Origin of the sequence: Tenacibaculum litopenaei (assembly GCF_964514025.1) — a bacterium.
Lineage (GTDB): Bacteria > Bacteroidota > Bacteroidia > Flavobacteriales > Flavobacteriaceae > Polaribacter > Polaribacter litopenaei.
The window spans coordinates 12874-38241 of record NZ_CAZEQT010000002.1 but is presented as its reverse complement, the minus strand read 5'-3'; the positions used below and the strand labels follow the sequence as shown (position 1 = coordinate 38241).

Sequence of the window (25368 nt, the reverse complement as noted above, 5' to 3'; positions counted from 1 at the left end):
AACTTCTTATCACTCTCCAATACCTAACTACCAAAAAGTATAACGATTCTACCAAAATGCGTAAGCCCCCAACAGCCTGACCCGCATACCTTTGCAGTATAGTATTAACAACCGATTATAATGAGAACATCTATTCTAATTTTGGGGAGCCTAGCACTTTTTATGAGTTGTCATACTCCTAAAAACAATTCACAGTCACTTCCCATCGTTCCTTCTAATCCTATAAAACAACCTATGATGTATACTTTAAAATCAGGAAAAAACAGTATTACCTTTACTTCTTTTGGAGTGAACTTGGCAGGAGACTTATACCTACCAGAAGGCTTTGATAGCAGCAAAAAATACAAGGCAATTGTTGGCGCAAGCCCGTTCCCGCAGGTAAAAGAGCAGGTGCTCGCCACCTATGGACCAGAAATGGCCGAGCGAGGCTTTGTTTTTTTAGGCTTTGATTACCTTGGTATGGGCGATTCTCCAGCTTTACCAGGAGAACACAAACAATCGAGATATATGTTCCGATTGATAGAGAATACTTGGGATGCCGTTTCGTATTTAGGCAGTCTTCCTTTTGTTGAAGAGGTTTATGGCTTAGGCGTATGTCAAGGAGGATCTATCATTGCCTCTGCAGCCGTTACTGACCACCGAATTAAAAAGATAGCCACCGTTTCGGGAATGATGGCCGCCGACGCTTTTCAGTGGACCGATAAAAATGCCGCCAATCAGTTGATTGCCGCTGCCAATGCTTCCATGCAAAAACAATACATTACTGGTAAACCAGACTACGTTGCTCCCTTTGGACTCAACGACGAACAGTCGAGAGAAGAATACATAGGAGAAGCTGCCTTCCCTGAAATGGCAGGTGAATCGTATGATTACTACGGAAGAGATGGGTATCGCGGCCCCAAAGCCGTTGAAAATTTCACCAATATGCACATCGGTGATCAGGCCATGCAGTCACTTATTTCCATAGGAGAAGCCTATGCTGACAAAATTGTTCAGCCTACCTTAGTCGTCTATGGCGCCGATGCTCCAACTGCCGTCTGTTCAACCGCTTTTATCGACAAACTTACCAATACCCATGAGGTACTCGCAGTGCCTAATTTTAGTCATGTCGATTTCTACTTTAAACCAGCAGCTGTAAAAGTATCTACTGACGCTGTTGCCGAGTTTTTCGCCAAATAAGTTATCCCCAAGTAGCAAACTTAGACCTCAGCGAATACTTTTCACTACTAATCTTAAGCGGCCTCTCTTTTCTTTTGGAAGGAGAGGTTACTTTGCTACTCCATAAAATCGCTTCGACACTGTTCTATTACGTAGTAATATAGTGCAATTATCCCCCGCTGTCAGTTGCAACAACGAGGGATTTACTACATTACACCAATTCCAACTCCTCTTGAGGGCCGAAAAACTCGTAGTTAATTTGACTTTCTGCTACCCCATAGGCCTCCAATACTGCCAAGGTATTCGCCATAAACGGTGTAGGACCACAGAAATAAAAATCGCTCATGGCAGCAACACCAAGGCTCTCCAAAACATCCTCCGTTAAATAGCCCTTAAAATCGTAGTGTTCTCCTAAAACATCTTCTGACAAGGGTAAGGAATAGACCTTAGCAGCTTGTACTCGATGGTTAGTTAGCGCTTCAATTTCATCTGCAAAAGCGCATACATCACTGTTTAAAGCACATTGAATAAATACTATTGGCTTCGTGCTCTTAGCAACTGCTTCCTTATACATGCTTAACAGCGGAGTTACCCCTATTCCTCCGCTGATAAACACAGAAGGGTTTTCAGTAGTTTGCCATACAAATTCTCCAGAAGGCATCCCGAGTTCTAATACATCCCCCTCATGTATTTCGTCGTGCAAGTAATTCGATACGACGCCCTCTGGATATCCTGTTTCTCTTTTGACACTGATGCGTAAATAATCGCGATCGCTGCTGTCAGACATGCTGTAATTTCTGGTATGTTGATGTGTGGTTCCTGGAACCGATACCGTTAGGGCTACGTACTGCCCTGGTAAAAATTGCGGCACTGGAGTACCGTCGGCTCGCTTCAAATAAAACGAAGTAATCACACTGCTCTCCACTACTTTTTGTGCTACCACAAAAGCTTTCGTCCCGCGAAATCCACCGCGATACTGTTCGCGTTCCGTGTAAATTTCTTCTTCTCTGCTAACAAAAATAGCCGCCAAATCGCCATAGGCCTCTGCCCAAGCATCGATAATCTCATCGGTAGCGGCAGCTCCTAATCCCTCCTTAATCGCCAGTAATAAGTTTTCACCAACTATAGGATATGCTTCTTTTGAAATTGACAAACTCGTATGCTTTTGCGCAATGGATTCCACTGCCGGCCCCATCATTTCTAACTTATCAATATGCACTGCATACTGAAAAATAGCATTTGCCAACACTTTTTGTTGGGATCCTTTCTGTTGGTGCGTCATATTAAAAACATCGCGTAGCTCTGGGTGTTTCTCAAATAACAAGGTGTAGAATACTTTTGTAATAGCCTCTCCGTGCTCTTGTAATACAGGCGCTGTAGCCTTGACAATTTCAATGGTTCTTTTACTGGCCATAAAAAATGGAATTTAGGTAATGTTTAAGTTTTGAAAATGAATAAATGATGAATAGCCCTGTCAATGTCGGATATACCAAAAACCAGTATCCGAGCTCTTGAATTGCCGAACCCGACAATATGGGGATCAGTGCAATGGCTCCTGCTGGCGGATATTGAATTGACCACCTACTCATCAGCGCGATACACAAACCGATGGCCAACACAATTTTTACTACTAGTAGGGTATCAAGTCGACTGCAAAAGACTCCTAAAAAAGCGCCTAGCATAGAACTTGCAAACATTTTAACGGGAGAGTTTACGGTGCGTCCTTCTGAAAAAGCCAGTACACTAGAAGCGCCAAATGCCGCTATAACCAATGTGAGCTCCTGCTGGTGAAACAACAATTTATGCACGTAAAAGACGCATAAAAAACACAGGGAAACTACCAAAAACTCAAAACTATTTCTAAATACTCGTGCCATCGTGTACCGTGATAATAATGAGGCAGCAAAAGTATTTCTAGAAAGCCAATGCGTTTATGATTGAAATCATAAAAACGACCTAGAGGTCTTTTATTAGAACGTAAAAAACCAAAAAAGTACAGAACATTATTGCAGCAAAACAATTCATTTTCTTACTATTACCCCAAAAACAGGGCACATAGGTACAGACCAAACTTCTCTTTATAATTTTTTCAAAAAAACACCTCAATTATAACCAGCACTAAATTTTATACCTGAGGGTCAGCATCACGATTCTTGGTAATATCGAAACTCGACTCGAAGAAATCATAAAGTCAGAAAAACTATTGGTGACGATTTCTCTGGTGTTCAACATATTTTGTCCTGAAATCTCAATACTTAAAGGCTTATTCTTTTTTCTAAATAGCAGTGTGGCATTCCAGTTTTGAAAACTATTGGGCTGACCAAACTGATTTACATTAGTCGTGTGCTCATAATCGGATGTAAAAACAAAATTCCTCAAAAATTTAAAGCGTAGGTATCCTCCAAACACATCAGCATTCATATCGGAATTTGCCAAACCTTTGAACTGACTAAACGACTTGGTATAACGAAACCCTACCGCTGGATTTTTTTTATTAGACGATCGCAGTTTTAACGTTAGCCTTTGGTTGTTTCGCTGATTGACAACCCAACTATTTCCCAACTCTTGGCCATATTGCAGCCATCGCAATCTCATCCTCACAGAAAGCTTCATTCTGAATAATTGTTTCTCAAATAAACCTGAGCACAGCACACTCGTTTCTGGGTTATTCGTTATTACAGGAGTTACAAACTGATCCACCCCGTCAAACTCTACGCGGTTCCTAAGGGTTTTGACTTTTTTAAAATATGACACATTGGCTCTTAAAAACATCCCTTTATAAAGATTTCGTTTCGAGTAATTAATACTCCCTTTATGGAAACGCTCATTGGTAAGTAAGGCATTTCCTCGAAACAACGAGTTATAGGCTACAACGGTAAAGTTTTGCAGGTATTGATCTGGTCGCGGAAACTCATTGGTATAAGCATATTCGAGCTCAACTGACTCTGAAGGGCTAAACTCGAACTCACTATTCCAGCGGGGCTCTACAAGCGTATTCGTATACTGGAAAGTATTGGCTTGGACTGATTGAACCCTATACAAATGCGAAGAGAGTGAGAGCTTATGATCTGCTCCTGCCAACTTAAATTTATAAGCCACTCCAAAATACGCATCGCTAAATGTATTTTTAAGTCGGTTCCCAAAGGTACCCTCTGGAAAGGCAGACGCCAACCCTCCCTTGAGCAACTGATACTCATCAGTATGTACACGTGTTACCTCATAGGTACTCCCAAGAGAAACATACAAATGATGCAGGTCGTGTACAGACCAGTAATGCTTTAACAACGCATCCACACTAGTGCCCTTTCTCGACTTCAACTGACTCACCTCATAGACAGCTGCTGGAGTATAGTTTAAATAATTGGGTAATATAGGCATCGTACTTTGCCAGAGTTTACTGCGTGAAAAGTTGGTATTTGCATTCGTAAGTACTAGGGTTGACGCATGTTTTTTTCCGTGTTTTACATGCCATTCAAAGAACTGTTTGAAATTTGAAATTCTCTGACTATGATCCGTACCTACCCTCAAATCTCTTACATTCGTGACTGACACTAGCTGTTCCGCTCCTTCTGGACTACCGTACTTGTATTGCGATTGATACATGAGACGAGAATTCGGGCTGGGTGCATAATTTAGCTTCACACTGCCCAATACTACTAGGTCTCTCTGTTCATTTTGAAAACTTCTGTTTTCAAAAACATTCTCAGCAGCTTGTAAATAGGTTACTTGATCACTCCTAAGCGATTTTGTATGCGTTTTAGAAAAAATAGCATAGCTATTCAATGAAATTGACGAACTGAGATCTACATTCAAATTTAGTGAAGAAAGCGTACTTTTATTCTGCAGCAACCGCTTATTATCTACAGCAAAATTCACAAGGCTTTCAGGTGCTCTCTTGCGGTCAATAAATGCACTCTCCATATTTTCAAATCGCCTTAAATCCTCATAAGAGAAAGCACTTTTACCAATCGTATTTACCCCTCCTATAAAACTGATGTTACGGCGTTTACTATACGAAAAAAGAGCACTATTCAAATTGTAATGCCCCTTACTACTAGCCACTTCACCCCCCGCCTCTACATCACCAAAAACAAAACGCTTTTTATCTTTTTTTAGCTTTACATTGATAATCATTTCCTTACTATCCGATACTTTTTTTAAAAAATCTACTTCAGTAAAATGATCGATAACTTCTAATTTATCTAAAGCATTCGCAGGAATATTTTCGATGGCTAATTTTGTACTCCCCCCAAAAAAAGGTTTATTTTCTACTAGCAATCTAGATACCTTCTTTCCCTGTACTTTTACAGTTCCGTTGGCTTCTACTTCAATGCCAGGCAGCTTCTCTAGCACTTCAATCATTTTAAACTCTTCACCATTTGAAAAGCGATTAACATCGTAAATCAAAGTGTCTTTTTTTACCATAATTGGAGTTTGATTTGCTTTGATCACTATTTCATCCAGCAATTCACCCGACTCTTGCAGTACAAAATGATGTTTTTTTTCTGTCGATAAAGCGGTATGCGTAATAACAGTACTCTTATATCCTATAAAGGAAACCCTAATGGTATACGTCACTCCTTTTCTAAGCTGCATTCGAAACCTTCCCTGTTCATCTGTAATCGCAAAAGCCATGATCTCCTTCCCCCCAGCTACCTCAGCAATAAGGTTTGCGTTTTGCAATGGTTCCTGGCCCTCATTTTTGACAGTACCTATAAAAGTTTGAGCCGTCATTGCCAATGAGCAACAGTAACAGAGTACATGTATTACGATACTGCCTACTATCGTAAAGCTACCGTCTATTTTTCTTTTTGTTGTAAATGTAACAGGCATGAATACAAATTCGCTTGATAAACGCGATTAATTAGAGAGCTGTTCCTTCGCTTTCTTATGTCTCTTATACATTTCCTCCTCAGTGAGCACCTCTCCTTTGGACGGTTTTTCTACAGTAACCTGCTCCTTAGAAAATTCAATTTTATCAACCACAAATCCTCTATTATCTTCAGAAAGTTCTAAAATTAATCCTGGTAACCCACTGTATCTAATAGGACCATACGGTAAGGAAATATCAGGAGTATACCAAGCAACCACTTCCCAAGGGAATTCTTTTCCTCTCCATTTTTGCAGGTAGGTATAGGTTGCTTTAAAACACTTGTAACCGCTAATTACTTTGGTTTCATTGGTCAATTTCCATTGAATCATACTCGCTTTTCTAAGTTTTAAAATTGTTCCAAAACCGTAGTATAATTGCTCGATGAGCTCGTCTTTTTTTCTATTGGTGTAAATTTTATCATAGCCGTAAAACAATCCTGTTACATACTTTTTTGTTTCTTGATTTTCATGCTCTGAAATAAGACTCTTTGATAAATAGAACAATGATTCATTTTGGTTAAAGTCCAAGTTGTACGTAAGTAATTTGGCCATCATTTCTTCATCTAAGCGCTCTTGATAGCGCATTCTATTCTGAGCTTTCAACTCCTCTGTAGCTTCGGATTTCGCAAAAAAAGCCTTGTACGTTATTCTTCCATTAGTTTGGGCTGCTGCTATTCCTAACTGAAACAACAATAGCATTACTACTATTTTTTTACTCATTTTTTTAGGGAATCTAATATCATTAGACTGTGTTTCCACAGTCTAATGATTGTTATTTATAGTCAAATTTTACGAGAACTGCTTATTCTTGACACTCGCTAGAACTCGCTCGACAATCGTCTAAATCTTTTTGCCATTTCTTTAATGTTCTATCACTACCATCATCTCTTGAATCTGCCCAAGCGATGCACCCACCGCAATCATCATTTAATAAAACTTCTTCTGGTTGTTCAACATTCATATTGTTTGCGTAAATAACAGTTCCTACAACTGCTAAACACATAAATAAAACTGATTTTTTCATTGTTTAAATTTTTTAATTTATTAGTCATCTTAATTCATCTATGACAAAATTGTACGGATTTGTATTGATGAATTTACCTCTTCAAACAATTGTTAGTGCTGTTTGAAGTACATATCATTTGAAAAAAAAAGTGTATACATTGAAAATCATGACAATTTTTTCCATTTTTCTAGCTAGAGTTTTACTAAAAGTATAGCTACTTCTTTTACTAAAACAGTTCAAATAAATAAAAAAAAAAACAACCAACCCATTCAAAAATTACATTTTCCTCAAAACATAATAACATGTTAATAAAAAATCATTTTTTTTTAAGAAAATAACTAAACATATTATACCATGTTAACAAATCACCCTTTAAAGTAAAGAAGTAATTACTACAATGAGGTATTTCCTTTCATCTAACACAAAATCGTCCTGTATATCATTCTCGTGCTTACTCCCTACTACAATAAGTACTTCTTTTTTTTAGCTACTAAAATGAATCGGATCTGCTTGCTAATCTCCTTCTTTTAAGAGCGAAATACTTATATTCGTATCGTTAAATTGCTTAATTCACTCCATTGCTTATGAAATTGTTTAAACAAATAATCATTATTAGTAGCTGCTTCTTTATCGCCCTAGTCACCTACGGGCAGCAAAATGATTACTATAGAGAAGGTGACAATTTTAACAGTGTATTTCAACACCTAGAAACTGGTACGTTTCAAGGGAGTAGTAACGGACTATTACTCGTTCGGAAAAACGACAGTCCTAATAAAAGCCTTATCGATTTCCAAGGAAGTCCCGCTGCCCTCATAATTGAATCCGATGAGCATCAGATATACGACCTGAGCACCAAGATATATAAGGGCCAATCAACTAGTGGTAAAACCACCGTTACCTACAGCACGTACGGCGGAGCAAATGCCTTACAAATAACACTCAATAAAAAGAGCTATAAACTCTCATTGATTGACGGTGCTTGTATCTATGTCATTGGTGGACTCAACTATCATTACGAAGCTGAGGAAAACACAGAATACCTCCTGTTGACCTTTACAAAAACAGTAACACTCCAAGCGACTACTGGAACTAATAGTATTCACATACTCCCCCACTCGAGCCTCATATTTGCCATCGCTCGTAAATAAATTTCCCTAAGTGTTTTAGCTGCAATTTTAAAAACTAATGCTGCTCCTCTTTACGGGCACGAACCAGAAACTTCGGATCTTCTTGAAACTGCTTCCACAAGGTCATTAATTGATGGTACAACGGAATGGCCGTGACTTCTTCACGGTATTGTAGTATTAAATGTGCCAAAAGATTATAGCAAGCCGTGTATTCTCCGCAGGCTATTACGGTATCCAGCATCTGCTGTTCTTTGTCTTTTTCGGTAAACCACAAGGTAGTTCCGAAAGCTGTACTCTTTTGCGAATTTGCAATGATAGCACCACTTATTGCTCCGGTATGTTTTTTAATTTCCTGCCAACGTTTGCTGTTTTCCGGCTTGTTAGCCAATTCTCCCATGGCATCTTCACAACGCAATTCGTAAACAGTTGAAAATACTACTTTGCTAGGAAACGCCGAATACAAAGCAGTCGCATGCTGTCGGCGATCGTTTTTTAAAAAGACCACACTGGCCATGCGGATCAGTGATTTGGCCCTATTGGCAATATAAAACCCAACTCTTTTAGGAGGCAAATACAGCTTTTGATCGATTCCCGTTTCTGCTTGCATTAAGTTAGACAGTACAAAGAATAACAATTGGACTCCCGACAAAAGCGCTAAAACTACCACAGAAATAGTGTACAAAAACAACCACTTTTTGATAAAAAAGAAGATCGTGGCAATCAGAACTAGCAACAAGGTAAATGCACTAGACACCCAAGAAACATAGCGACTAAATTTATTTTTTGAAGCAAACTCAAAGCCTTCCCCTGGATAGGGAGATGACACATCACACAAAAAATACAAATCAGCACCCTGAGCAGTCTTACGCTGTGCTTCCTGAACAAAAACCGAAGCTCCCTGATTATCTACAATCCCACCATCCATCAAGCCTATCTCTTTCAACTCTGGAAACGCGGGTGTAAAGTCTGTAGGAAACCCTATAGGTTCAAAGCCCCCCGGAAAAGCAGTGGAAGCCGCGATAATATCACCTAGTTTTACGTAATCGATAACCTCTTTATACGTACTGTGCACCTTGGCATTCCCAAAGCGCTTTTGGGTCTTTTTGATGTTTTGAAAACGAAATTGATACGTACTATCAAAATCTGTCGCGTTAAAAATTACGCGCTGTAAATGCGTTTTGCCCTCAGCAATACAATCTTGTAATTCTCCGAGCGTACGGTGGTTCGTAAATTTATTGTACTCAATGGCAAAGGCATTAATAGGGTTTTTTCGTTTGTGGCGAAAGGCTTCCTCATTCCAAATCAACGGCCATCGTAAGTGATTCAGCGCATTGGATGCCAGATCATCCTTTTCCAACCACTGATAATACTCGGTAAAAAAAGACTCAAAATCTTGATTCTTTACTTGTGATTCGGCGTATTTAACTCCGGTAATAGTCCCCCCAGAAACCGTTGAGATTGCTTTAACTTGTGGTAAAAGCCCTACTTTTTCCAATAGGGACAAGGTGCCTAATGAAAAGCAAGCGGCTCTGTAACCACCTCCAGAAAAGCACAGGGCTATCGATGAAAACACTTTCATTTCTCTCATTTTATTCAACCATAACTTTTAGGAAGAACAAAACTATTCTACCTTCTCTTTCTTTTTTCGTATTACTGCAGTAAGCTAAACGCTACTGTTGTGGCTTGTCAAATTGATATAAACGCGCCACGTATTTTCCTATCACATCAAACTCTAAATTGACTTTAGTTCCTACCACAAAGTTTTTAAAGGTAGTATGCTCTAAGGTATAAGGAATAATCGCTACGCTGAATTCATTTTGTTTTGAATTCACCACAGTTAAACTCACTCCGTTAACTGTAATCGACCCTTTTTCAATGGTTACATTGTTACCTATTGCTTCGTATTCAAAGGTAAAAACCGTACTTCCATCCGCATCTTCTATGGCCTTACACCTTCCTACACCATCGACGTGCCCCTGAACAATGTGTCCGTCCAAGCGAGCTCCTAGTTTCATACCGCGCTCCAAATTCACTACGGCACCCTCCTCGAGGTCCCCGATGTTCGTTTTATCTAAAGTTTCTTTGATGGCCGTTACAGTATATTCATCATTGTCAAGTGATACTACCGTTAAACAAACACCATTATGAGCAACACTCTGATCGATTTTCAATTCCGAACTCAGTTCACTTTTTACCGTGATGTGTAAATTTTCTTGCTCTCGTACTAATTTGGTTACGCTCCCTAGGGTTTCTATAATTCCCGTAAACATTCTCTAAATTTTAATTACTTTTGTTAACATCAAAAATACGACATTAGAAAATGTAAACTATGGATAAATCGAACAAAATTATTGTTGGTATTTCAATTGGAGACCTCAATGGTATCGGTATAGAAATTATATTAAAAACATTTGAAGACAAGCGCATGTTAGATTTCTGTACACCGGTATTATTTGGTGCTAACAAGGCGATTTCATACCATAAAAAGGTACTCAAAATAAACAGCAGCATCCACGGAATTCAATCGATGGAGGCAGTAGTACACGGAAAAATAAATTTGATGAATGTATGGAAGGAAGAGGTGAAGTTCGAACTTGGCAAGAGTACTCCTGAGGGAGGAAATTACGCTTTCCAATCACTACAAGCTGCGGTAAAAAGTTTACAAGAAGGTACTGTTGACCTACTACTAACCGCTCCTATCAACAAGGAAAACATACAGTCGGAAGATTTTACTTTTGCAGGACATACGGAATACCTCGAAAGCGAACTCGAAGGAAAATCACTGATGATTTTAATGTCGGATACCATGAAAATTGGATTGATTACCGGACATATTCCTGTTTCAGAGGTAGCCAAGGCTATTACTCCTGAATTGATTCGAGAAAAGGTATCGATTATGTATCACTCCCTTCAACAGGATTTCAATATCAGTAAGCCTAAAATTGCCGTTCTTGGGTTAAACCCACATTGCGGAGACAAAGGGGTTATAGGAAAAGAGGACGATGAAATTATACGTCCTACCCTAAAAGAAATTCAAGAATCAGGACAACTCGTGTACGGACCTTATGCCGCAGATGGATTTTTCGGATCCAAAACCTACGAGCAATTTGACGGTGTACTTGCCATGTACCACGATCAAGGGCTCGCGCCATTTAAAGCATTATCGTTTGGAAACGGGGTGAATTTCACCGCTGGATTAAACAAGGTACGAACCTCTCCAGATCACGGAACAGGATTTGATATTGCAGGAAAAAACAAAGCCAACCCGGAATCATTTAAAGAAGCTTTATTTAGCAGCTTACAGATTTACAAAAACAGAATTGAGTATCAAAAGCTTAGAAAAAACGCTTTAAAAGCAGAATCAGTCAAAAAAAATTAACCTAGATATAAAATTAAAAACATTTTTTATATCTTTGCACGCTCAAATTGATGTTTAGGATGAAAGACTTAAAAGAATATAACATAGCTTTTGTAGGCCTAAAAGAAGGAAGTCATTTATTTGAATATCAAATTGGTAAAAAGTTCTTTGAGGCATACAATTACGAAGAATTTACAGATTGTGACATACAATCAACTGTAAATTTTGTAAAGAAGAGCACGCTAATAGAATTAGATATTGCTATTAACGGAACTGTTGAAGTTCCTTGCGATATCACGAGTGAGGTGTTTGACCAAAAGATTACAGGTGATTTACACTTGGTCATAAAGTTTGGTCCGGAATTTAACGATGAGAATGAAGAATTACTCATTTTACCGCACGAAGCCTATGAGGTAAACATCGCACAATACATCTATGAGCTCATTGTACTATCGGTACCGAGCAAGCGCGTTCATCCGAAAGTTCTTGACGGAACTATGGAATCGGAAGCTTTAAAGAAGTTGAACGAGTTACAAATAAATGAAGATACTGTTGTCAAAGAAGAAAAGACAACAAACACAGACCCAAGATGGGATAAATTAAAGGATTTACTAACAGATAAATAAGACATAAAATGGCACATCCAAAGAGAAAAATATCAAAAACTAGAAGAGACAAGAGAAGAACTCACTATAAAGCTTCTATTCCTCAGATAGCTGTTGATCCAACTACTGGAGAGGCTCACTTATATCACAGAGCTCACTGGCACGAAGGAAAATTATACTACAGAGGTCAAGTAGTATTAGAAACAGCTGCTGCTGAAGCATAATTGATAGTTTTTCATAAAAACTAAAAAAACCCTCTTTACGAGGGTTTTTTCGTATAAATCAGTCAAAAAAGTAAGTTTTTGCTTTTTTTTCTTTAATAAAATGAAATAATTTTCATTTCTTTGAAATCTCGTTTTATCATAAAACAAACAACTATGACTAAAATAACTGCAGCTATTACAGCAGTAGGGAAATATGTTCCAGAATATGCTCTAACCAACCAAGAGCTAGAAACAATGGTAGATACCAACGATGAGTGGATTACTACCAGAACAGGGATCAAAGAACGAAGAATCTTAAAAGAGCCAGGTGCTGGTACTTCTTTTATGGCGATTAAAGCCGCCGAAAATCTACTTGAAAAATCGGGAGTTGCTGCCGCGGATATTGACATGGTTATCGTTGCTACGGCAACGCCAGACATGCCAGTGGCCTCTACGGCTGCCTACACTGCTTCAAAAATTGGAGCGGTAAATGCGTTTTCATACGACTTACAAGCTGCTTGTTCGAGCTTTTTGTACGGTATGTCAACTGCTGCTCGCTATATTGAAAGTGGGAGATACAAAAAAGTTCTTCTAATAGGAGCCGATAAAATGTCTTCTATTATTGACTATACCGACCGTGCCACGTGTATTATTTTTGGTGACGGAGCGGGTGCTGTTTTATTTGAACCTAATACCGAAGACTTAGGACTTCAAGACGAGTACTTAAGAAGTGATGGTATTGGAAGAGAATTCTTAAAAATTGATGCTGGAGGATCGATCTTACCTGCTTCGGAAGAGACCCTTAAAAACGGACAACACTTCGTACACCAAGAAGGACGTACTGTATTTAAGTTTGCTGTGTCAAACATGGCTGACGTTGCTGAAAAGATGCTTACTCGAAACGATTTAACGAAAGAAGATATCGAGTGGTTAGTACCGCATCAGGCGAATAAAAGAATTATTGAAGCTACTGCCAATAGAATTGGACTGGAAGAAGAAAAGGTGATGATGAACATACACCGTTATGGAAACACCACTTCTGCAACTCTTCCGCTATTGCTAGCTGATTATGAAAAAGAGTTGAACAAAGGAGATAACTTAATTTTTGCCGCATTCGGTGGAGGCTTCACTTGGGGAGCTATCTATTTAAAATGGGCATATAACTCATAAACCAAACAACTTAAATTTAGGAAAATGGATATTAAAGAAATTCAAAGTCTTATAAAGTTTGTAGCTAAATCTGGTGCAAGCGAAGTAAAGTTAGAAATGGAAGATGTAAAAATCACCATCAAAACAGGAAGCTCAACACCTGAAACTACCATTATTCAAGCAGCTCCAGTTGCAGCGGCACCTATGATGCCTCAAGCAGCTCCTGTAGCACAACCTGCAGCTCCTGCTGCTGCTCCAGCAGCTCCTGAAGCTCCTGCAGCAAACGACGATTCTAAATACCTTACCATTAAGTCACCTATCATCGGTACATTCTACAGAAAACCATCTCCAGACAAGCCTTCTTTCGTAGAAGTAGGATCTGACATCAAAGTAGGAGATACTGTATGTGTTATCGAGGCGATGAAATTATTCAACGAGATCGAATCAGAAGTTTCTGGTAAAATCGTTAAAGTATTAGTTGATGATTCCTCTCCAGTAGAGTTCGATCAGCCATTATTCTTAGTTGACCCATCATAATTTGCATTTTTACCCCACAGAACGAGGCTTTTGCCTTTTCTGAGAGTATAAAGTGCTAAACTCATAACCTAATACTATGTTTAAAAAAATATTAATTGCCAATAGAGGTGAGATTGCCCTTCGTGTAATCAGAACCTGTAAGGAGATGGGAATCAAAACGGTGGCAGTATATTCAAAAGCAGATGCGGAGAGTTTACACGTGCGTTTTGCTGATGAAGCTGTTTGTATTGGACCTGCTCCGAGTAGCGAGTCGTATTTAAAAATGGCCAATATTATCGCTGCTGCTGAAATTACCAATGCTGATGCTATTCACCCAGGATATGGATTCTTATCTGAAAATGCTAAGTTTTCTAAACTTTGTGAAGAGCACGAAATCAAGTTCATTGGAGCAACTGCTGAGATGATTGATAAAATGGGAGATAAGGCCTCTGCTAAAGCGACGATGATCGCTGCAGGTGTACCTTGTATTCCAGGTTCAGACGGTATCCTTGACACTTACGAAGAAACAGAAGCTTTAGCTGTAGAAATGGGATTCCCAGTGATGCTAAAAGCAACTGCCGGAGGTGGTGGTAAAGGTATGCGTGCCGTTTGGAAAAAAGAAGATTTAAAAGACGCGTGGGATTCTGCTCGTATGGAGGCAAAAGCTGCTTTCGGAAATGACGGAATGTACATGGAAAAACTGATCGAAGAGCCACGTCATATCGAAATCCAAGTAGTTGGAGATTCGTATGGTAAAGCTTGTCACTTGTCTGAAAGAGACTGTTCAGTACAACGTCGTCACCAAAAATTAACGGAAGAAACACCTTCTCCATTCATGACTGATGAGTTGCGTACTTCTATGGGAGAAGCTGCTGTAAAAGCTGCCGAATTCATTAAGTACGAAGGAGCAGGAACCGTGGAGTTCTTAGTAGATAAGCACCGTAATTTCTATTTTATGGAAATGAACACGCGTATCCAAGTAGAGCACCCTATTACTGAGGAAGTAGTAGATTACGATTTGATTAGAGAGCAAATTTTAGTGGCTGCAGGTGTGCCAATTTCTGGTAAAAACTACACGCCACAATTACACTCGATCGAATGTCGTATCAACGCGGAAGATCCACACAATGGATTCAGACCAGCGCCAGGAAAGATTACGTCTTACCACGCGCCAGGAGGACACGGAGTTCGTGTAGATACTCACGTTTATGCGGGGTACATGATTCCACCAAACTACGATTCTATGATTTCAAAGTTGATTGTAACAGCACAAACACGTGAAGAAGCTATCAACAAAATGAAACGCGCTTTAGATGAGTACGTAATTGAAGGAGTTAAAACTACCATTCCTTTCCACCGTCAACTTATGGATCACCCTGACTACGTAGCCGGGAATTATACCACTAAGTTTATGGAAGATTTCGAAATGAAATAATTCATCACACATACGATGAATTTCATCACATAAAAACGTTAAAAAATCAGTGAATAGTTCACTGATTTTTTTTTATTCATACCTTCGTAGCATGAGAGTTTTGTACACAATAAGTGTTCGTGTTGTTGCTTTCTTTTTGCGGATTATCGCCTTGTTCAACCCCAAGATACGATTGTTCGTTACAGGAAGAAAACACACGTTCGAAAAATTATCACTTCTTAAGGCAGAAGATAAGGTCGTTTGGCTTCACGCCGCCTCTTTGGGTGAATTTGAACAAGGACGCCCTATCTTGGAAGCCATTAAAAAAGACCATCCTAGCTATAAAATCGTGCTTAGCTTTTTTTCTCCATCAGGCTATGAAGTGCGTAAAAATTACGAATTGGCCGATGTGGTATGCTATTTACCAATGGATACCCCCAAAGCAATGCATCGCTTTGTACAACAGGTACATCCAAGCATGGCCATTATTGTCAAGTATGAGTTTTGGCCCGCCATGCTCACCGCGCTAAAAAATCACGAGGTCGACACGCTATTGGTATCGGGTATATTCCGTCCGAATCAGTCATTTTTTAAATGGTACGGCGCGTATATGCGTTCAAAACTGACCACCTTCTCACATTTTTTTCTACAAAACGAACGTTCATTACAATTGATCAATAGTATTGGTTTTAACAATGCCTCACTCAGCGGAGACACCCGTTTTGATCGTGTTACCGCCTTGCAGCACACGGATAATACCTTACCCTTTTTAGAAGAATTTAAGGGTGATCACTATCTAGTGATGGCAGGTAGCTCATGGCCAGAAGACGAACAATTGTTTATCAACTACATCAATGAACAGGCCACAGCAGATGAAAAGTTTGTGTTTGCTCCGCATACTATTAAACCCGAAAAAATAAAAGAGTTCACCAAAGCACTGCGCGTTAAAACAGTCTGTTTTAGCGACTATAAAGGTCGTGACCTATCAGAATACCAAGTATTTGTTTTGGATACCATAGGACTCTTAACAAAAGCTTATTCCTATGCAGATGTAGCCTATGTAGGAGGAGGACTCGCCACAGGACTACACAATATCTTGGAACCCGCCACCTTTGGAATTCCCGTTATTTTCGGAGGTGTCAAATACGATAAATTTCAGGAAGCACATGATTTACTAGCCTTGAAAGGAGCTAGTGCCATTACGGACCAACAACAGCTGAACGCTACTTTAATAAAGCTCCGTGACCATGCAGACTTCCGAAATACTCAAGGAAGTATCAATAAAAAATACATCACTGACAATAAGGGAGCTACGGTTGCCGTTATGAACTATATTAACCAAAAATTATAATACACTGCTATGGATTTCCTACTACAACCTTGGCCGTGGTATATCGCTGGCCCATCAATAGCGTTGATTTTATTTTTAAATATCTTTTTCGGTAAAAAATTTGGTGTTTCTTCCAATTTAGAGACCATGTGCTCGGCATTAGGGGCCTCTAAATGGAGTTCGTATTTTAACATAAAGCTCAGCGAAAAACAATGGGGGCTGGTATTTGTATTAGGGATTGCCTTAGGAGGATTTGTAAGTAGTACTTACTTAACCCAACAGGAAGGAATTGCCCTGAGTACTGAAACTGTGAAAGAACTGTCTGATCTAGGCTTCCATAATGCCGATCAAAACGGGATGGTACCTCCCGAGCTTTTCGGATCCAATTCATGGCATTCACCCAAAACCATACTCCTATTAATCGTAGCAGGTTTTTGTATCGGTTTCGGATCTCGCTATGCTGGAGGTTGTACCTCTGGACATGCCATCACAGGCCTAAGTAGCTTTCAACTGCCATCGTTAGTTGCGGTAATCGGTTTTTTCATCGGAGGCTTAACCATGATATGGCTCTTGTTCCCATTAATATTTTAAATTATGAAAAAGAACGTTAAATTTTTACTCTCTGGTTTTTTATTCGGGATTATTCTGAGCAAGTCAGAAGTTATTTCCTGGTATCGCATTTATGAAATGTTCCGCTTCCAGTCTTTTCATATGTACGGTGTTATCGGTTCGGCAGTGGCCGTTTCAGCAATACTCATCTACTTTTTCAAAAAGGGAGTGTTGAAAAACTACCTCGGTCATCAGGTTCAAATTGCAGACAAGAAAAAAAACTACAAGGCCGCTCTGTTAGGAGGTATCGTATTTGGTCTGGGTTGGGCACTCGCCGGTGCTTGTCCCGCTCCTATTTTTGTGCTATTAGGGCAAGGTATTTTACCGGTGCTTTTGGTCATTTTCGGAGCCTTAATGGGCACCTTTGTCTACGGTTTAGTACACAAAAAGCTACCGCATTAAACTTTAGCCTTTGATCAATTGATCGGGAATGGTTTCTGACGTTTCATTGACAACTTTCCAACCGTATACACGAGACAGTTGGTAAAGTTTGGACAGCTCTTCAAATAAGCGCCTTTTTGCGTCTTTTTCTAAGGGAGTGAGGTCTATGCTTTCTCGAATTTTCAAAATCGCCTTAGCATTGATACTATTGAGTTCCTCCTTGGTAAAAGAATTGAAGGTACTTTGTTGCAGATCGAAATAGCGAATTTCAGGGCTAATATTCAGTTCTTGTGTCGGTATTTTTACAATGCGAATCTCTCTCTTTTCAGCATCCACATCGATTTCCATCTTCGACAAATCGTAGCCTACTTCTACCTTGGCATTTACCGTTAACAGTGCCTTTTTTTGAAATTGCACCGTCTCAAACAGGTAGTTTTTTGTATCACTGTGCGCATAGATTTCAGAAAACGACGCCTCAGCAACCACCAGTTTACTCAGGTCTTTTACTTCTTCCAAAACCACTGTTACTGACTCTCGATCGGTTTTTTCCGTTGCTTTATTGCGGTGATAAAAGGTTGCGACGATTAGGCCGAATACAAAAAAGGTTAGGTATTTAAGCTTTTGTACCATAGCGTGCTTTATTTAAACAACTAAAGTACAAATAATAAACATGTAAAATGACTGATTTAATTTTCTTCAGTTTTTGGAAAAGCCTGTTTGTTGAAAATAAACAATAAGGCTACCCCAATCGTAATCCAAGAATCTGCACCATTAAAAATTGCGTTGAAGAAGGTAAAACTCTCTCCTTCATACATTGGGAAATACAGCATATCAACTACTTTTCCGTGAAAGAGTTTCCCATAAGGATTGTCGGCAAATAAGGTTGCCAACCTTCCGTGAGAAGAATCAAAGATTACCCCGTAAAAAACAGAATCAATAATATTCCCGACCGCTCCAGCCAAAATTAGGGCTATTGCAATGATGACACCCGTATGCGCTTTGCGTTGAATAGTTTGCCACAACCAATACACAATACCACTTACCGCTACCAAACGAAATAAAGTTAAAAATAACTTCCCGGCCTCGCCTCCAAACTCGAAGCCCCATGCCATACCGTTATTTTCGGTAAAATGGATTTTGAACCAGTCCTTAAACACGACTACTTCTTCACCGAGCATAAAGTGAGTTTTTACGTAAATTTTACTTACCTGGTCTATGAGTATAGCCAAAAGTACAGTTAGGATAGCGATGGTTTTCTTTGACATTTTTTGTATTTAAGAATGACAAAAATAAGAAAAGTATTGTTAATCCAAGGCTTAGCCCAACTCTTTATCTATTCTGGCTAACAACGCCTTTCTATACGACTTCCCTACAACCAATTTTTCACCGTTTTCCAAACTCACTTGATTGCCGTCTAACAGCGTTAGCTTGTCAAAATTCAACAAGGTAGACTTGTGAATGCGTATAAAGTTATCGGGAAGCTTCGTCAGAAATTCTGTCAAGGTCATCGGAACTAAAATGCGCGTTGTAGTATGGATTTTCACATAATTACCATAGGCTTCCACATATTGAATTTCATCAAAATAGACTTTGACTAATTTTTTATCGCTTTTGACAAATATGGCATTCGCCTTTTTCTCTCCCTCAACTCTAATCTGCTGCTTCGTTGGAATCGAACGTTTGTTGACCTTTTGAACAGCCTGAAAAAACCGTTCAAACGCAAAGGGCTTTACCAAATAATCCACGACATCTAATTCAAATCCTTCCAATGCGTGTTCAGGGTATGCAGTAGTTATAATTACCTCTGGACGAATTTTCATGGTTTTCAGTAAACTCAACCCCGAAAGCTTGGGCATATTGATATCTAAAAACAACAGGTCTACCGCTTCCTTGTCCAGCACCTCCAGTACTTCAAAGGCATCTTTACAACTGGCTATCAACGTTAATCCCGGTACTCCCTGAAGGTACCTTTCTAAAATTTGTCGAGCTATCGGTTCATCATCCGCAACAATACAGCGTAAGTTCATCTTTACAAGTTTATTATCAATTTGACATTATAGGTTTCAGCCTCTTCCTTCAAATACAACTGGTGGGCATCAGGATACAACAATACCAATCGTTTTTTAGCATTTTCCAAACCGATACCTCCACTATTTTGAGACATCTGTGCTGCTACGGCACTGGGGCTATAAGAGTTTGTGCATGAAAAATGAAGCTGGTTCCCTGTGGTCTCCATAGCTATGGTAACAAAACTACGGTTTTCAGAGGTTTCTCCTAGGTACTTAAAAGCATTTTCAACAAAGACAATCAACAACATCGGTGCAATTTTAAACTGTCGGTAGTCTCCTCGCAGCTCCAAAGTAACTTCACTACTCGATTCTAAACGAATTTTTTCGAGCGCTACGTAATTGGTGAGGTAGGCAATTTCTTTATCCAAATTTACAAATTGCTCCTTGGTTTCGTACAAACTATAGCGTAACATCTGTGACAATTGCAGCATTAGCTCTGGAAGTTTATCTGATTTTATTACCGACAAACCGTATAGGTTGTTTAACGTGTTGAATAAAAAATGCGGATTTAGTTGAGCCTTCAGCAATTGCAACTCCGCTTCTCGCTCACGACTTTTCCTGACCACGCTATCACGTGCAATTTTTAATGCCAACCCGAAGAGTACAGCCAATATTTGCAGTCCTAAAAAATTATACAGCAACCGACTCTCAATGGCCACTTCCAGCACCCAGGTTGCTAAAAACCAAGAATTCAAAAACGTAAAAAAAAGAATATTTAGCAGTGTCGCCATGACAAATCGACCACTCCCCTTTGAGGCTAGCGGTAAAATCAATAAGTTTTCGATATAAATGGGGGGTGCCATTAACAATACCCCTATCAAGCCGGCCAACAATGGAGTTTCGCTCTGTATCGTCAAGGTAAATACAAAAAACAAACACAGCCATATAAATACATTTTGTACTAAACTGTTTTCCCAAAGTAGTTCTCGTTTATGCATGCTTGCGATTTTTAACAACCAAAGATAACGAGGCAAAGTTTGGAAACCTATTTTTAATGACCAACGTCCCTTTACACCCTTCAAAGGGAGTATTCTTCGTGATATTAGTAGACTAAAACGCTCATCACGAAACGAGCTTCGTTAGTCATTCTTTTTTCTAAAACACCGCTAAGTCTCTCAAATTTGTCCTGTAATTAAACATAAAAACTCATGCTACTAGAACTCAATGGACTGTCAAAAAAATATTCAAAAAACACGTATGGACTTAAAGATTTCTCCTTGCGCATGGAGAACGGCGTACTGGGATTATTAGGTCCGAATGGCGCAGGGAAATCTACCTTATTAAAAATGATTGCAACCATCAGTTGCCCTACAGACGGCACTATCGTACTCAACAAAAACAACGTCTTAAGTGACCCTAATTACATGCGAAAGCAACTCGGTTTTTTACCTCAGTACTTCGGGGTATACCCCAACCTTAATGCTTATGAATTTCTCAGTTATATCGCTGCAATGAAAGGTATTGGTGGAAAGGATTTAAAAGCCAGGATTACCCACCTACTCACCCAAGTTAACTTATTAAGTGAAGCTCATAAACCCATAGGAAATTACTCAGGAGGGATGAAACAGCGCATCGGCATTGCCCAAGCTTTGTTAAACAATCCCAAAGTTTTGATTTTTGATGAACCCACCGTTGGGCTCGATCCTGTAGAACGCATTCACTTTCGCAATCTGATTAGTGAACTCTCTCAGCATTGCATCATCATTTTATCGTCGCATATAGTGAGTGATATCGATACGATTGCCGATCAGGTTGCCATTATGAAGAAGGGGAGCTTACTCGCCAAAGACAGTCAAGAAAATCTCATTAAACAAGTAGAGTCCAAAGTTTTCCAAACAACCATTCAAACAGAGGAACTGGAAGCCTTTAAAAGAGAACACATCATCGTAGACTTAAAAAGAAACCATACCGATGTAACAATTCGCTTTATCAGTGATACCCAGCGCCCTTACTTCAAAGCACAAAAAGCCACGCTTGAAGACGCTTACTTATACTTCACAAATACCAACACCAATCAATAACACCTCAATACTCTTAGTCATGAACACCTTAATACGCGCTGTCAAATACGATTTCCTCCAACGCATCCGCAGTTACTCCTTTCTACTCGTCTTGTGTGCTACTTTACTTATTACCTACCATTTTGTTCCAGCTCCGGGAGCATCGTACTCCACAGTTCGATTCGGAACAATCACCGGTACCTACAACCTGGTATGGATCAGTTATGTCAGTGCTATAATGACTGCTGTATTTTTATCACTTGCTGGTAGCTACCTGGTCAATGCTGGTATCAAAAAAGACATGGACACCCAAATAGGCCCTATAATTGCAAGTACCTCCTCGAGTAATTTCAAGTACCTACTGCTCAAAAGTTCCAGTAACTTTTTGGTACTCCTCAGCATCTTAGTACCTGTGGTGGTGATGACCTTCTGTAGATTTTACCTAGAGCCTGGTCAGGAATCATTTTCACTGACAACCTTTATACTTCCTTTTGGTATCATATGTATCCCAGCTCTGTTTATAACCGCAGTACTTGCGGTCGTATTCGAAGTTGTGTTTCGCAAGCAGTACACCCTAAAAAACATCGTTTATTTTTTCTTTTTTTCGTTCTTACTCATGGGAAGTAATTTCCAAAAAGATTCAAATTTCGACCTTATTGGGACTCGCTACCTGACAAATCACCTCGCTTCACAAATAGAAGCCGCCTACCCAGATTCCGCTACTCAATTGAGCATAGGTTTTGTCATTAACGACACCGACGCACAGCAGGCATTTACATTTACAGAAACCTCTTGGCATGGCTATTTTATAGGAAGTCGTATTTTATGGATGTTGGGCAGCTTGCTTTTGTTAGTAATTTGTGCGCTATTTTTCCATCGATTCTCTGTGAAGCCGACGAGCGTACGCACTGAACCACGCCCTGAAACGAACAAACACTTACTCGGAAAAATGGATCTGTCTGCGCTTGCAATCGGCAGTATAGATTACACTATTCTTCCGCTAATCAAAACAGAATACCTGCTCTTGTTACGCTCTGCACACAAATGGCATTACGTCATTATGTTTAGTGGATTTTTTACGAGTATGCTAGCTCCACTTAACATCAGCACCCAGTATATTTTACCCTTGCTATGGTTTTTACAAGTTCGCAAATTGGGAAGCTTGGGTTCCAAGGAATTTCAATACAACACCCATCTTTTAAGTTTCAGTACCTATAAACCCCTACATCGCCTAGCGGTTGCACAAGGAATTGCCTGTGTTTTATTTTTACTCAGTTTAGCAATACCTGTCCTTATCAGACTTAGCATCATTGGACAGTTTGCAAGTGTTGTGGGTATTGGTATAGGAAGCATCTTGATCAGCACATTAGCCTTTAGCTTGGGAACACTGACTAAAAACAACAAGCTATTCGAACTGCTATTTTTCGGGCTTACCTATGCGTTTCTTAACCGCGTTCCCTTTGCCGATTTCCTCAACCTCTATACCGCTCCGTATACACTCACATATACCTGGATTGCGATGAGTATTCTCTTTCTAATTATCAGCATCGTTGTACGCAGAAAACAAGTCTATAAAAACTAAAAAAACCAGAACGTACGTTCTGGTTTTTTATCATGTATTTTACCGATAATTATCCTTTTAACCAAGCCTTGCGCAATGCAATTTCTTTCGCAGTAGCTTTAGGGTTTTCCTGTAAGCTTTCTCCAGTTGTAAACGATTGTGTCAACTTCGTTTTGATGCGAACTTCTTTCCCATCTCTTTCCAAAACAACATCCATATCTGTTCCTGGTTGCCACATGTACATCTTTGTAAACAGCTTATTGGCATTTTCACGAGTAAGCTGCTCACCATCTACGCTTTTAATAGCATCTCCTGGTTGTGCTCCATTCTCTGCCCAGAAGCTATTGTTCTTTACCGCATTGGTAAAACGAACTGTCATGCTCTTTTCATCAGGACGTACAATAAGTGTTCCGTCATTCTGGATATAATTGGTTTTCACCTTAGTTCTAAACACCTCTAAACCAACCTTATTAAAATAAGTATTGTAATCAATTGGCGTTCCTTCTACTACGTGGGTCTTTAAGAACTTTCCAACAGCAGGGTACGTCATTGATGTAATTTCTTCGATTAACTTATCATCTTCAAAAGGCTTGTTTTTCCCGTATTTTAACGACAATTCTTTCATCAACGATAAAACACCTCTTGTTCCATTACTTTCTTCTCTTAAAATGATATCCAAACACATTCCAATCAACGCACCTTTTTGGTATACATTATAATATTGTGAAGCGTAAGGTTCCTCTAAAACATTCTCACTCATCGTTGTAAAGCTCATACTGTCATTCATTGACGAGGCTGTTTTAATTTTCCCCATCACTTTGGTATAGAACTCTTCTGGAGTTACCAAATCTTGATTTATTTGAAACAGGGTTGCGAAGTACTCTGTAATTCCCTCGTACATCCATAAATGTTTCGAAAAAGTAGGTTGGTTGTAGTCAAAATAATGCACGTCTTCAGAGTGTACACTTAACGGGGTTACGATGTGGAAAAACTCGTGCGAAACGACATCGATCATACTTTTTGCCAAAGCATCATCAGGCATCGACTCTGGCAATACCACTACTGTTGAAGTGTGGTGTTCCAAAGCTCCAAATCCTTTCGGAGAATCCTCTTTTCCTTCTGACAAATACAAATAGATATCGTAGCGAGCCGTGCTATTGACGCTTCCCAAATACGTTTTTTGCGCTTGCATCATTTTCTCCATCACCTTCTTAATTTTAGCAGCATTGTGCTTTTTGTTTGGTGAATATACGCTCAATACAATTTTGATGTCTCCAACTTTAAATTCTTCTACATCCAATTCCCCATAAAACATCGGGTTGTCTGTAATATCAAAATAACGAGGAGCAAAATAACTCGACGTCATCGTTTTACCATCTTCAGACATTTTAGAAGCTACTTGTTGTAATGCAGAAGTTCTTTTGAACTCTTTAGGAGCCACCACATCGAGCGCGTACTGATTGTTTTTTAACGAATCAAAATACCCGATGAACCCGTGTAAATTTAAAACATAATTGGTATTTTCTATATTGGTTCCGGCAGGTGAAAAAGGAGTTTCTCCACCTATTCCTCCTGACTTTTCAATATCAAAAGTATCGTTTACTAAGTAGGTAATTTTATCGAGCTTACTGGCCTCTGAAATCTCCCAAGTATTGGTATCGATTTTCTTTACAGGAAGTTCATTTCCGTCGTAATCTAGCGCTTTTAAACCGTCAACATACTTTCCAAAATCACTAACTGAGTAGGTTCCTTGTACAACGCGTGGTAAACGATACACGACTTTATCAGTACGAAAGCGACCTGGATTGATGGTTACAGGAACTTTATCTTCGTTCACTTGAGTTAAATTCACCGTTGAAACAATTGGATTTTGTTCAGCAAAATCGTTCTTTGTCAGTTTTTTGGCACTGTTACAGCCTACTAAAAACACCCCTGCTACTGCAGCTGATAGTATACTTTTATTCATTGTTTGAGTTCTTTTGTACGTATTTGACTGCGAAAATGGGATTC

At 39.3% G+C, this 25368-nt stretch carries 25 protein-coding genes; 13 read left to right on the top strand and 12 right to left on the bottom strand.

All coding sequences use genetic code 11. The features are described 5' to 3' along the window. Nucleotides 1-120 precede the first annotated feature (120 nt). Nucleotides 121-1179, top strand: a complete 1059-nt coding sequence (locus tag ACKTS5_RS02830; protein ID WP_408042322.1) for an alpha/beta hydrolase — start codon at nt 121-123, stop codon at nt 1177-1179. A 190-nt stretch (nt 1180-1369) separates the two neighbouring features. Here the strand turns inward: ACKTS5_RS02830 and hmpA are convergent, their stop codons facing one another. The 5 genes from hmpA to ACKTS5_RS02805 form a co-directional block, all read right to left on the bottom strand. Next, a complete protein-coding gene (gene hmpA, locus ACKTS5_RS02825) occupies nt 1370-2572 on the bottom strand; it encodes an NO-inducible flavohemoprotein (RefSeq protein ID WP_408042321.1) in 1203 nt (400 codons plus the stop codon). After that, on the bottom strand, nt 2562-3035 hold the full coding sequence (locus ACKTS5_RS02820) for an HPP family protein (RefSeq protein ID WP_408042320.1): 474 nt from the start codon (nt 3033-3035) through the stop codon (nt 2562-2564). Before ACKTS5_RS02820 ends, hmpA begins: the two co-directional genes overlap by 11 nt. 241 nt (nt 3036-3276) lie before the next feature. Beyond that, the gene (locus ACKTS5_RS02815; RefSeq protein WP_408042319.1) at nt 3277-5991 is read right to left on the bottom strand and encodes a carboxypeptidase-like regulatory domain-containing protein; all 2715 of its coding nucleotides are present in this window, start codon (nt 5989-5991) and stop codon (nt 3277-3279) included. 27 nt (nt 5992-6018) lie between these two features. Beyond that, nucleotides 6019-6750, bottom strand: a complete 732-nt coding sequence (locus ACKTS5_RS02810; RefSeq protein ID WP_408042318.1) for a GLPGLI family protein — start codon at nt 6748-6750, stop codon at nt 6019-6021. 82 nt (nt 6751-6832) lie between these two features. Next, a complete protein-coding gene (locus tag ACKTS5_RS02805) occupies nt 6833-7054 on the bottom strand; it encodes a hypothetical protein (RefSeq protein WP_408042317.1) in 222 nt (73 codons plus the stop codon). Between the two features lie 566 nt (nt 7055-7620). Between ACKTS5_RS02805 and ACKTS5_RS02800 the strand changes: the two genes are divergently transcribed. Further along, on the top strand, nt 7621-8184 hold the full coding sequence (locus ACKTS5_RS02800; RefSeq protein WP_408042316.1) for a hypothetical protein: 564 nt from the start codon (nt 7621-7623) through the stop codon (nt 8182-8184). Nucleotides 8185-8218: 34 nt separating this feature from the next. Here the strand turns inward: ACKTS5_RS02800 and ACKTS5_RS02795 are convergent, their stop codons facing one another. Continuing rightward, on the bottom strand, nt 8219-9751 hold the full coding sequence (locus tag ACKTS5_RS02795) for a patatin-like phospholipase family protein (protein WP_408042663.1): 1533 nt from the start codon (nt 9749-9751) through the stop codon (nt 8219-8221). An 82-nt stretch (nt 9752-9833) separates the two neighbouring features. After that, entirely contained in the window at nt 9834-10433 is a 600-nt protein-coding gene (locus ACKTS5_RS02790) for a riboflavin synthase (RefSeq protein ID WP_408042315.1), read from the bottom strand. A 59-nt stretch (nt 10434-10492) separates the two neighbouring features. On the opposite strand from ACKTS5_RS02790, the gene pdxA reads away from it, so the two are divergent. From pdxA to ACKTS5_RS02745, 9 genes are all read left to right on the top strand, one after another. Next, a complete protein-coding gene (gene pdxA, locus ACKTS5_RS02785; protein ID WP_408042314.1) occupies nt 10493-11542 on the top strand; it encodes a 4-hydroxythreonine-4-phosphate dehydrogenase PdxA in 1050 nt (349 codons plus the stop codon). A gap of 59 nt (nt 11543-11601) precedes the next feature. Then, nucleotides 11602-12147, top strand: coding sequence for a YceD family protein (locus ACKTS5_RS02780; protein ID WP_408042313.1), 546 nt, complete (start codon nt 11602-11604; stop codon nt 12145-12147). Between the two features lie 8 nt (nt 12148-12155). After that, nucleotides 12156-12350, top strand: a complete 195-nt coding sequence (rpmF, locus tag ACKTS5_RS02775) for a 50S ribosomal protein L32 (protein ID WP_299106911.1) — start codon at nt 12156-12158, stop codon at nt 12348-12350. A gap of 153 nt (nt 12351-12503) precedes the next feature. Then, a complete protein-coding gene (locus ACKTS5_RS02770; protein ID WP_408042312.1) occupies nt 12504-13499 on the top strand; it encodes a beta-ketoacyl-ACP synthase III in 996 nt (331 codons plus the stop codon). Nucleotides 13500-13523: 24 nt separating this feature from the next. After that, complete coding sequence (accB, locus tag ACKTS5_RS02765) at nt 13524-14015, top strand: acetyl-CoA carboxylase biotin carboxyl carrier protein (protein WP_408042311.1); 492 nt, start codon at nt 13524-13526, stop codon at nt 14013-14015. Between the two features lie 76 nt (nt 14016-14091). Then, nucleotides 14092-15429 (top strand): acetyl-CoA carboxylase biotin carboxylase subunit, encoded by a 1338-nt coding sequence (gene accC / locus ACKTS5_RS02760; protein WP_408042310.1) that lies wholly within the window; start codon nt 14092-14094, stop codon nt 15427-15429. Between the two features lie 91 nt (nt 15430-15520). Beyond that, nucleotides 15521-16759 carry a 3-deoxy-D-manno-octulosonic acid transferase gene (locus ACKTS5_RS02755; protein ID WP_408042309.1) on the top strand — a complete coding sequence of 413 codons (1239 nt, stop codon included), beginning with the start codon at nt 15521-15523 and terminating at the stop codon, nt 16757-16759. Between the two features lie 9 nt (nt 16760-16768). Then, nucleotides 16769-17329, top strand: coding sequence for a YeeE/YedE family protein (locus ACKTS5_RS02750; RefSeq protein WP_408042308.1), 561 nt, complete (start codon nt 16769-16771; stop codon nt 17327-17329). Nucleotides 17330-17332: 3 nt separating this feature from the next. Beyond that, nucleotides 17333-17749 carry a DUF6691 family protein gene (locus ACKTS5_RS02745; protein WP_408042307.1) on the top strand — a complete coding sequence of 139 codons (417 nt, stop codon included), beginning with the start codon at nt 17333-17335 and terminating at the stop codon, nt 17747-17749. Between the two features lie 3 nt (nt 17750-17752). Here ACKTS5_RS02745 and ACKTS5_RS02740 read toward each other — a convergent pair whose 3' ends face one another. Genes ACKTS5_RS02740 through ACKTS5_RS02725 form a run of 4 tightly spaced genes read right to left on the bottom strand, consistent with a single transcriptional unit; the run spans nt 17753 to nt 20735 of the window. Next, the gene (locus ACKTS5_RS02740; RefSeq protein ID WP_408042306.1) at nt 17753-18358 is read right to left on the bottom strand and encodes a DUF4230 domain-containing protein; all 606 of its coding nucleotides are present in this window, start codon (nt 18356-18358) and stop codon (nt 17753-17755) included. Between the two features lie 56 nt (nt 18359-18414). Beyond that, nucleotides 18415-18993: a lipoprotein signal peptidase gene (locus ACKTS5_RS02735; protein ID WP_408042305.1), complete on the bottom strand. Its 579-nt coding sequence runs from the start codon at nt 18991-18993 to the stop codon at nt 18415-18417. Nucleotides 18994-19044: 51 nt separating this feature from the next. Further along, nucleotides 19045-19755 carry a LytR/AlgR family response regulator transcription factor gene (locus tag ACKTS5_RS02730; protein ID WP_408042304.1) on the bottom strand — a complete coding sequence of 237 codons (711 nt, stop codon included), beginning with the start codon at nt 19753-19755 and terminating at the stop codon, nt 19045-19047. A gap of 2 nt (nt 19756-19757) precedes the next feature. Further along, a complete protein-coding gene (locus tag ACKTS5_RS02725; protein ID WP_408042303.1) occupies nt 19758-20735 on the bottom strand; it encodes a sensor histidine kinase in 978 nt (325 codons plus the stop codon). Nucleotides 20736-20945: 210 nt separating this feature from the next. Here ACKTS5_RS02725 and ACKTS5_RS02720 point away from each other — a divergent pair, with 210 nt between their 5' ends. Beyond that, entirely contained in the window at nt 20946-21818 is an 873-nt protein-coding gene (locus ACKTS5_RS02720; RefSeq protein ID WP_408042302.1) for an ABC transporter ATP-binding protein, read from the top strand. 19 nt (nt 21819-21837) lie between these two features. Further along, entirely contained in the window at nt 21838-23379 is a 1542-nt protein-coding gene (locus tag ACKTS5_RS02715) for a hypothetical protein (RefSeq protein WP_408042301.1), read from the top strand. 49 nt (nt 23380-23428) lie between these two features. Here the strand turns inward: ACKTS5_RS02715 and ACKTS5_RS02710 are convergent, their stop codons facing one another. After that, on the bottom strand, nt 23429-25324 hold the full coding sequence (locus ACKTS5_RS02710) for a M61 family metallopeptidase (RefSeq protein ID WP_408042300.1): 1896 nt from the start codon (nt 25322-25324) through the stop codon (nt 23429-23431). Nucleotides 25325-25368 lie beyond the last annotated feature (44 nt).

Bases quoted from the DNA above. Each gene is read 5' to 3' on its own strand.
- ACKTS5_RS02720 (WP_408042302.1), top strand. From the start codon at position 20,946: ATGCTACTAGAACTCAATGGACTGTCAAAAAAATATTCAAAAAACACG.
- ACKTS5_RS02770 (WP_408042312.1), top strand. From the start codon at position 12,504: ATGACTAAAATAACTGCAGCTATTACAGCAGTAGGGAAATATGTTCCA.
- ACKTS5_RS02820 (WP_408042320.1), bottom strand. From the start codon at position 3,035: ATGGCACGAGTATTTAGAAATAGTTTTGAGTTTTTGGTAGTTTCCCTG.
- ACKTS5_RS02750 (WP_408042308.1), top strand. From the start codon at position 16,769: ATGGATTTCCTACTACAACCTTGGCCGTGGTATATCGCTGGCCCATCA.
- ACKTS5_RS02800 (WP_408042316.1), top strand. From the start codon at position 7,621: ATGAAATTGTTTAAACAAATAATCATTATTAGTAGCTGCTTCTTTATC.
- ACKTS5_RS02815 (WP_408042319.1), bottom strand. From the start codon at position 5,991: ATGCCTGTTACATTTACAACAAAAAGAAAAATAGACGGTAGCTTTACG.
- ACKTS5_RS02755 (WP_408042309.1), top strand. From the start codon at position 15,521: ATGAGAGTTTTGTACACAATAAGTGTTCGTGTTGTTGCTTTCTTTTTG.
- ACKTS5_RS02710 (WP_408042300.1), bottom strand. From the start codon at position 25,324: ATGAATAAAAGTATACTATCAGCTGCAGTAGCAGGGGTGTTTTTAGTA.
- accC (WP_408042310.1), top strand. From the start codon at position 14,092: ATGTTTAAAAAAATATTAATTGCCAATAGAGGTGAGATTGCCCTTCGT.
- ACKTS5_RS02805 (WP_408042317.1), bottom strand. From the start codon at position 7,054: ATGAAAAAATCAGTTTTATTTATGTGTTTAGCAGTTGTAGGAACTGTT.
- ACKTS5_RS02735 (WP_408042305.1), bottom strand. From the start codon at position 18,993: ATGTCAAAGAAAACCATCGCTATCCTAACTGTACTTTTGGCTATACTC.
- ACKTS5_RS02725 (WP_408042303.1), bottom strand. From the start codon at position 20,735: ATGCATAAACGAGAACTACTTTGGGAAAACAGTTTAGTACAAAATGTA.
- ACKTS5_RS02795 (WP_408042663.1), bottom strand. From the start codon at position 9,751: ATGAGAGAAATGAAAGTGTTTTCATCGATAGCCCTGTGCTTTTCTGGA.
- ACKTS5_RS02780 (WP_408042313.1), top strand. From the start codon at position 11,602: ATGAAAGACTTAAAAGAATATAACATAGCTTTTGTAGGCCTAAAAGAA.
- ACKTS5_RS02740 (WP_408042306.1), bottom strand. From the start codon at position 18,358: ATGGTACAAAAGCTTAAATACCTAACCTTTTTTGTATTCGGCCTAATC.
- rpmF (WP_299106911.1), top strand. From the start codon at position 12,156: ATGGCACATCCAAAGAGAAAAATATCAAAAACTAGAAGAGACAAGAGA.
- accB (WP_408042311.1), top strand. From the start codon at position 13,524: ATGGATATTAAAGAAATTCAAAGTCTTATAAAGTTTGTAGCTAAATCT.
- pdxA (WP_408042314.1), top strand. From the start codon at position 10,493: ATGGATAAATCGAACAAAATTATTGTTGGTATTTCAATTGGAGACCTC.
- hmpA (WP_408042321.1), bottom strand. From the start codon at position 2,572: ATGGCCAGTAAAAGAACCATTGAAATTGTCAAGGCTACAGCGCCTGTA.
- ACKTS5_RS02730 (WP_408042304.1), bottom strand. From the start codon at position 19,755: ATGAACTTACGCTGTATTGTTGCGGATGATGAACCGATAGCTCGACAA.
- ACKTS5_RS02810 (WP_408042318.1), bottom strand. From the start codon at position 6,750: ATGAGTAAAAAAATAGTAGTAATGCTATTGTTGTTTCAGTTAGGAATA.
- ACKTS5_RS02715 (WP_408042301.1), top strand. From the start codon at position 21,838: ATGAACACCTTAATACGCGCTGTCAAATACGATTTCCTCCAACGCATC.
- ACKTS5_RS02790 (WP_408042315.1), bottom strand. From the start codon at position 10,433: ATGTTTACGGGAATTATAGAAACCCTAGGGAGCGTAACCAAATTAGTA.
- ACKTS5_RS02745 (WP_408042307.1), top strand. From the start codon at position 17,333: ATGAAAAAGAACGTTAAATTTTTACTCTCTGGTTTTTTATTCGGGATT.
- ACKTS5_RS02830 (WP_408042322.1), top strand. From the start codon at position 121: ATGAGAACATCTATTCTAATTTTGGGGAGCCTAGCACTTTTTATGAGT.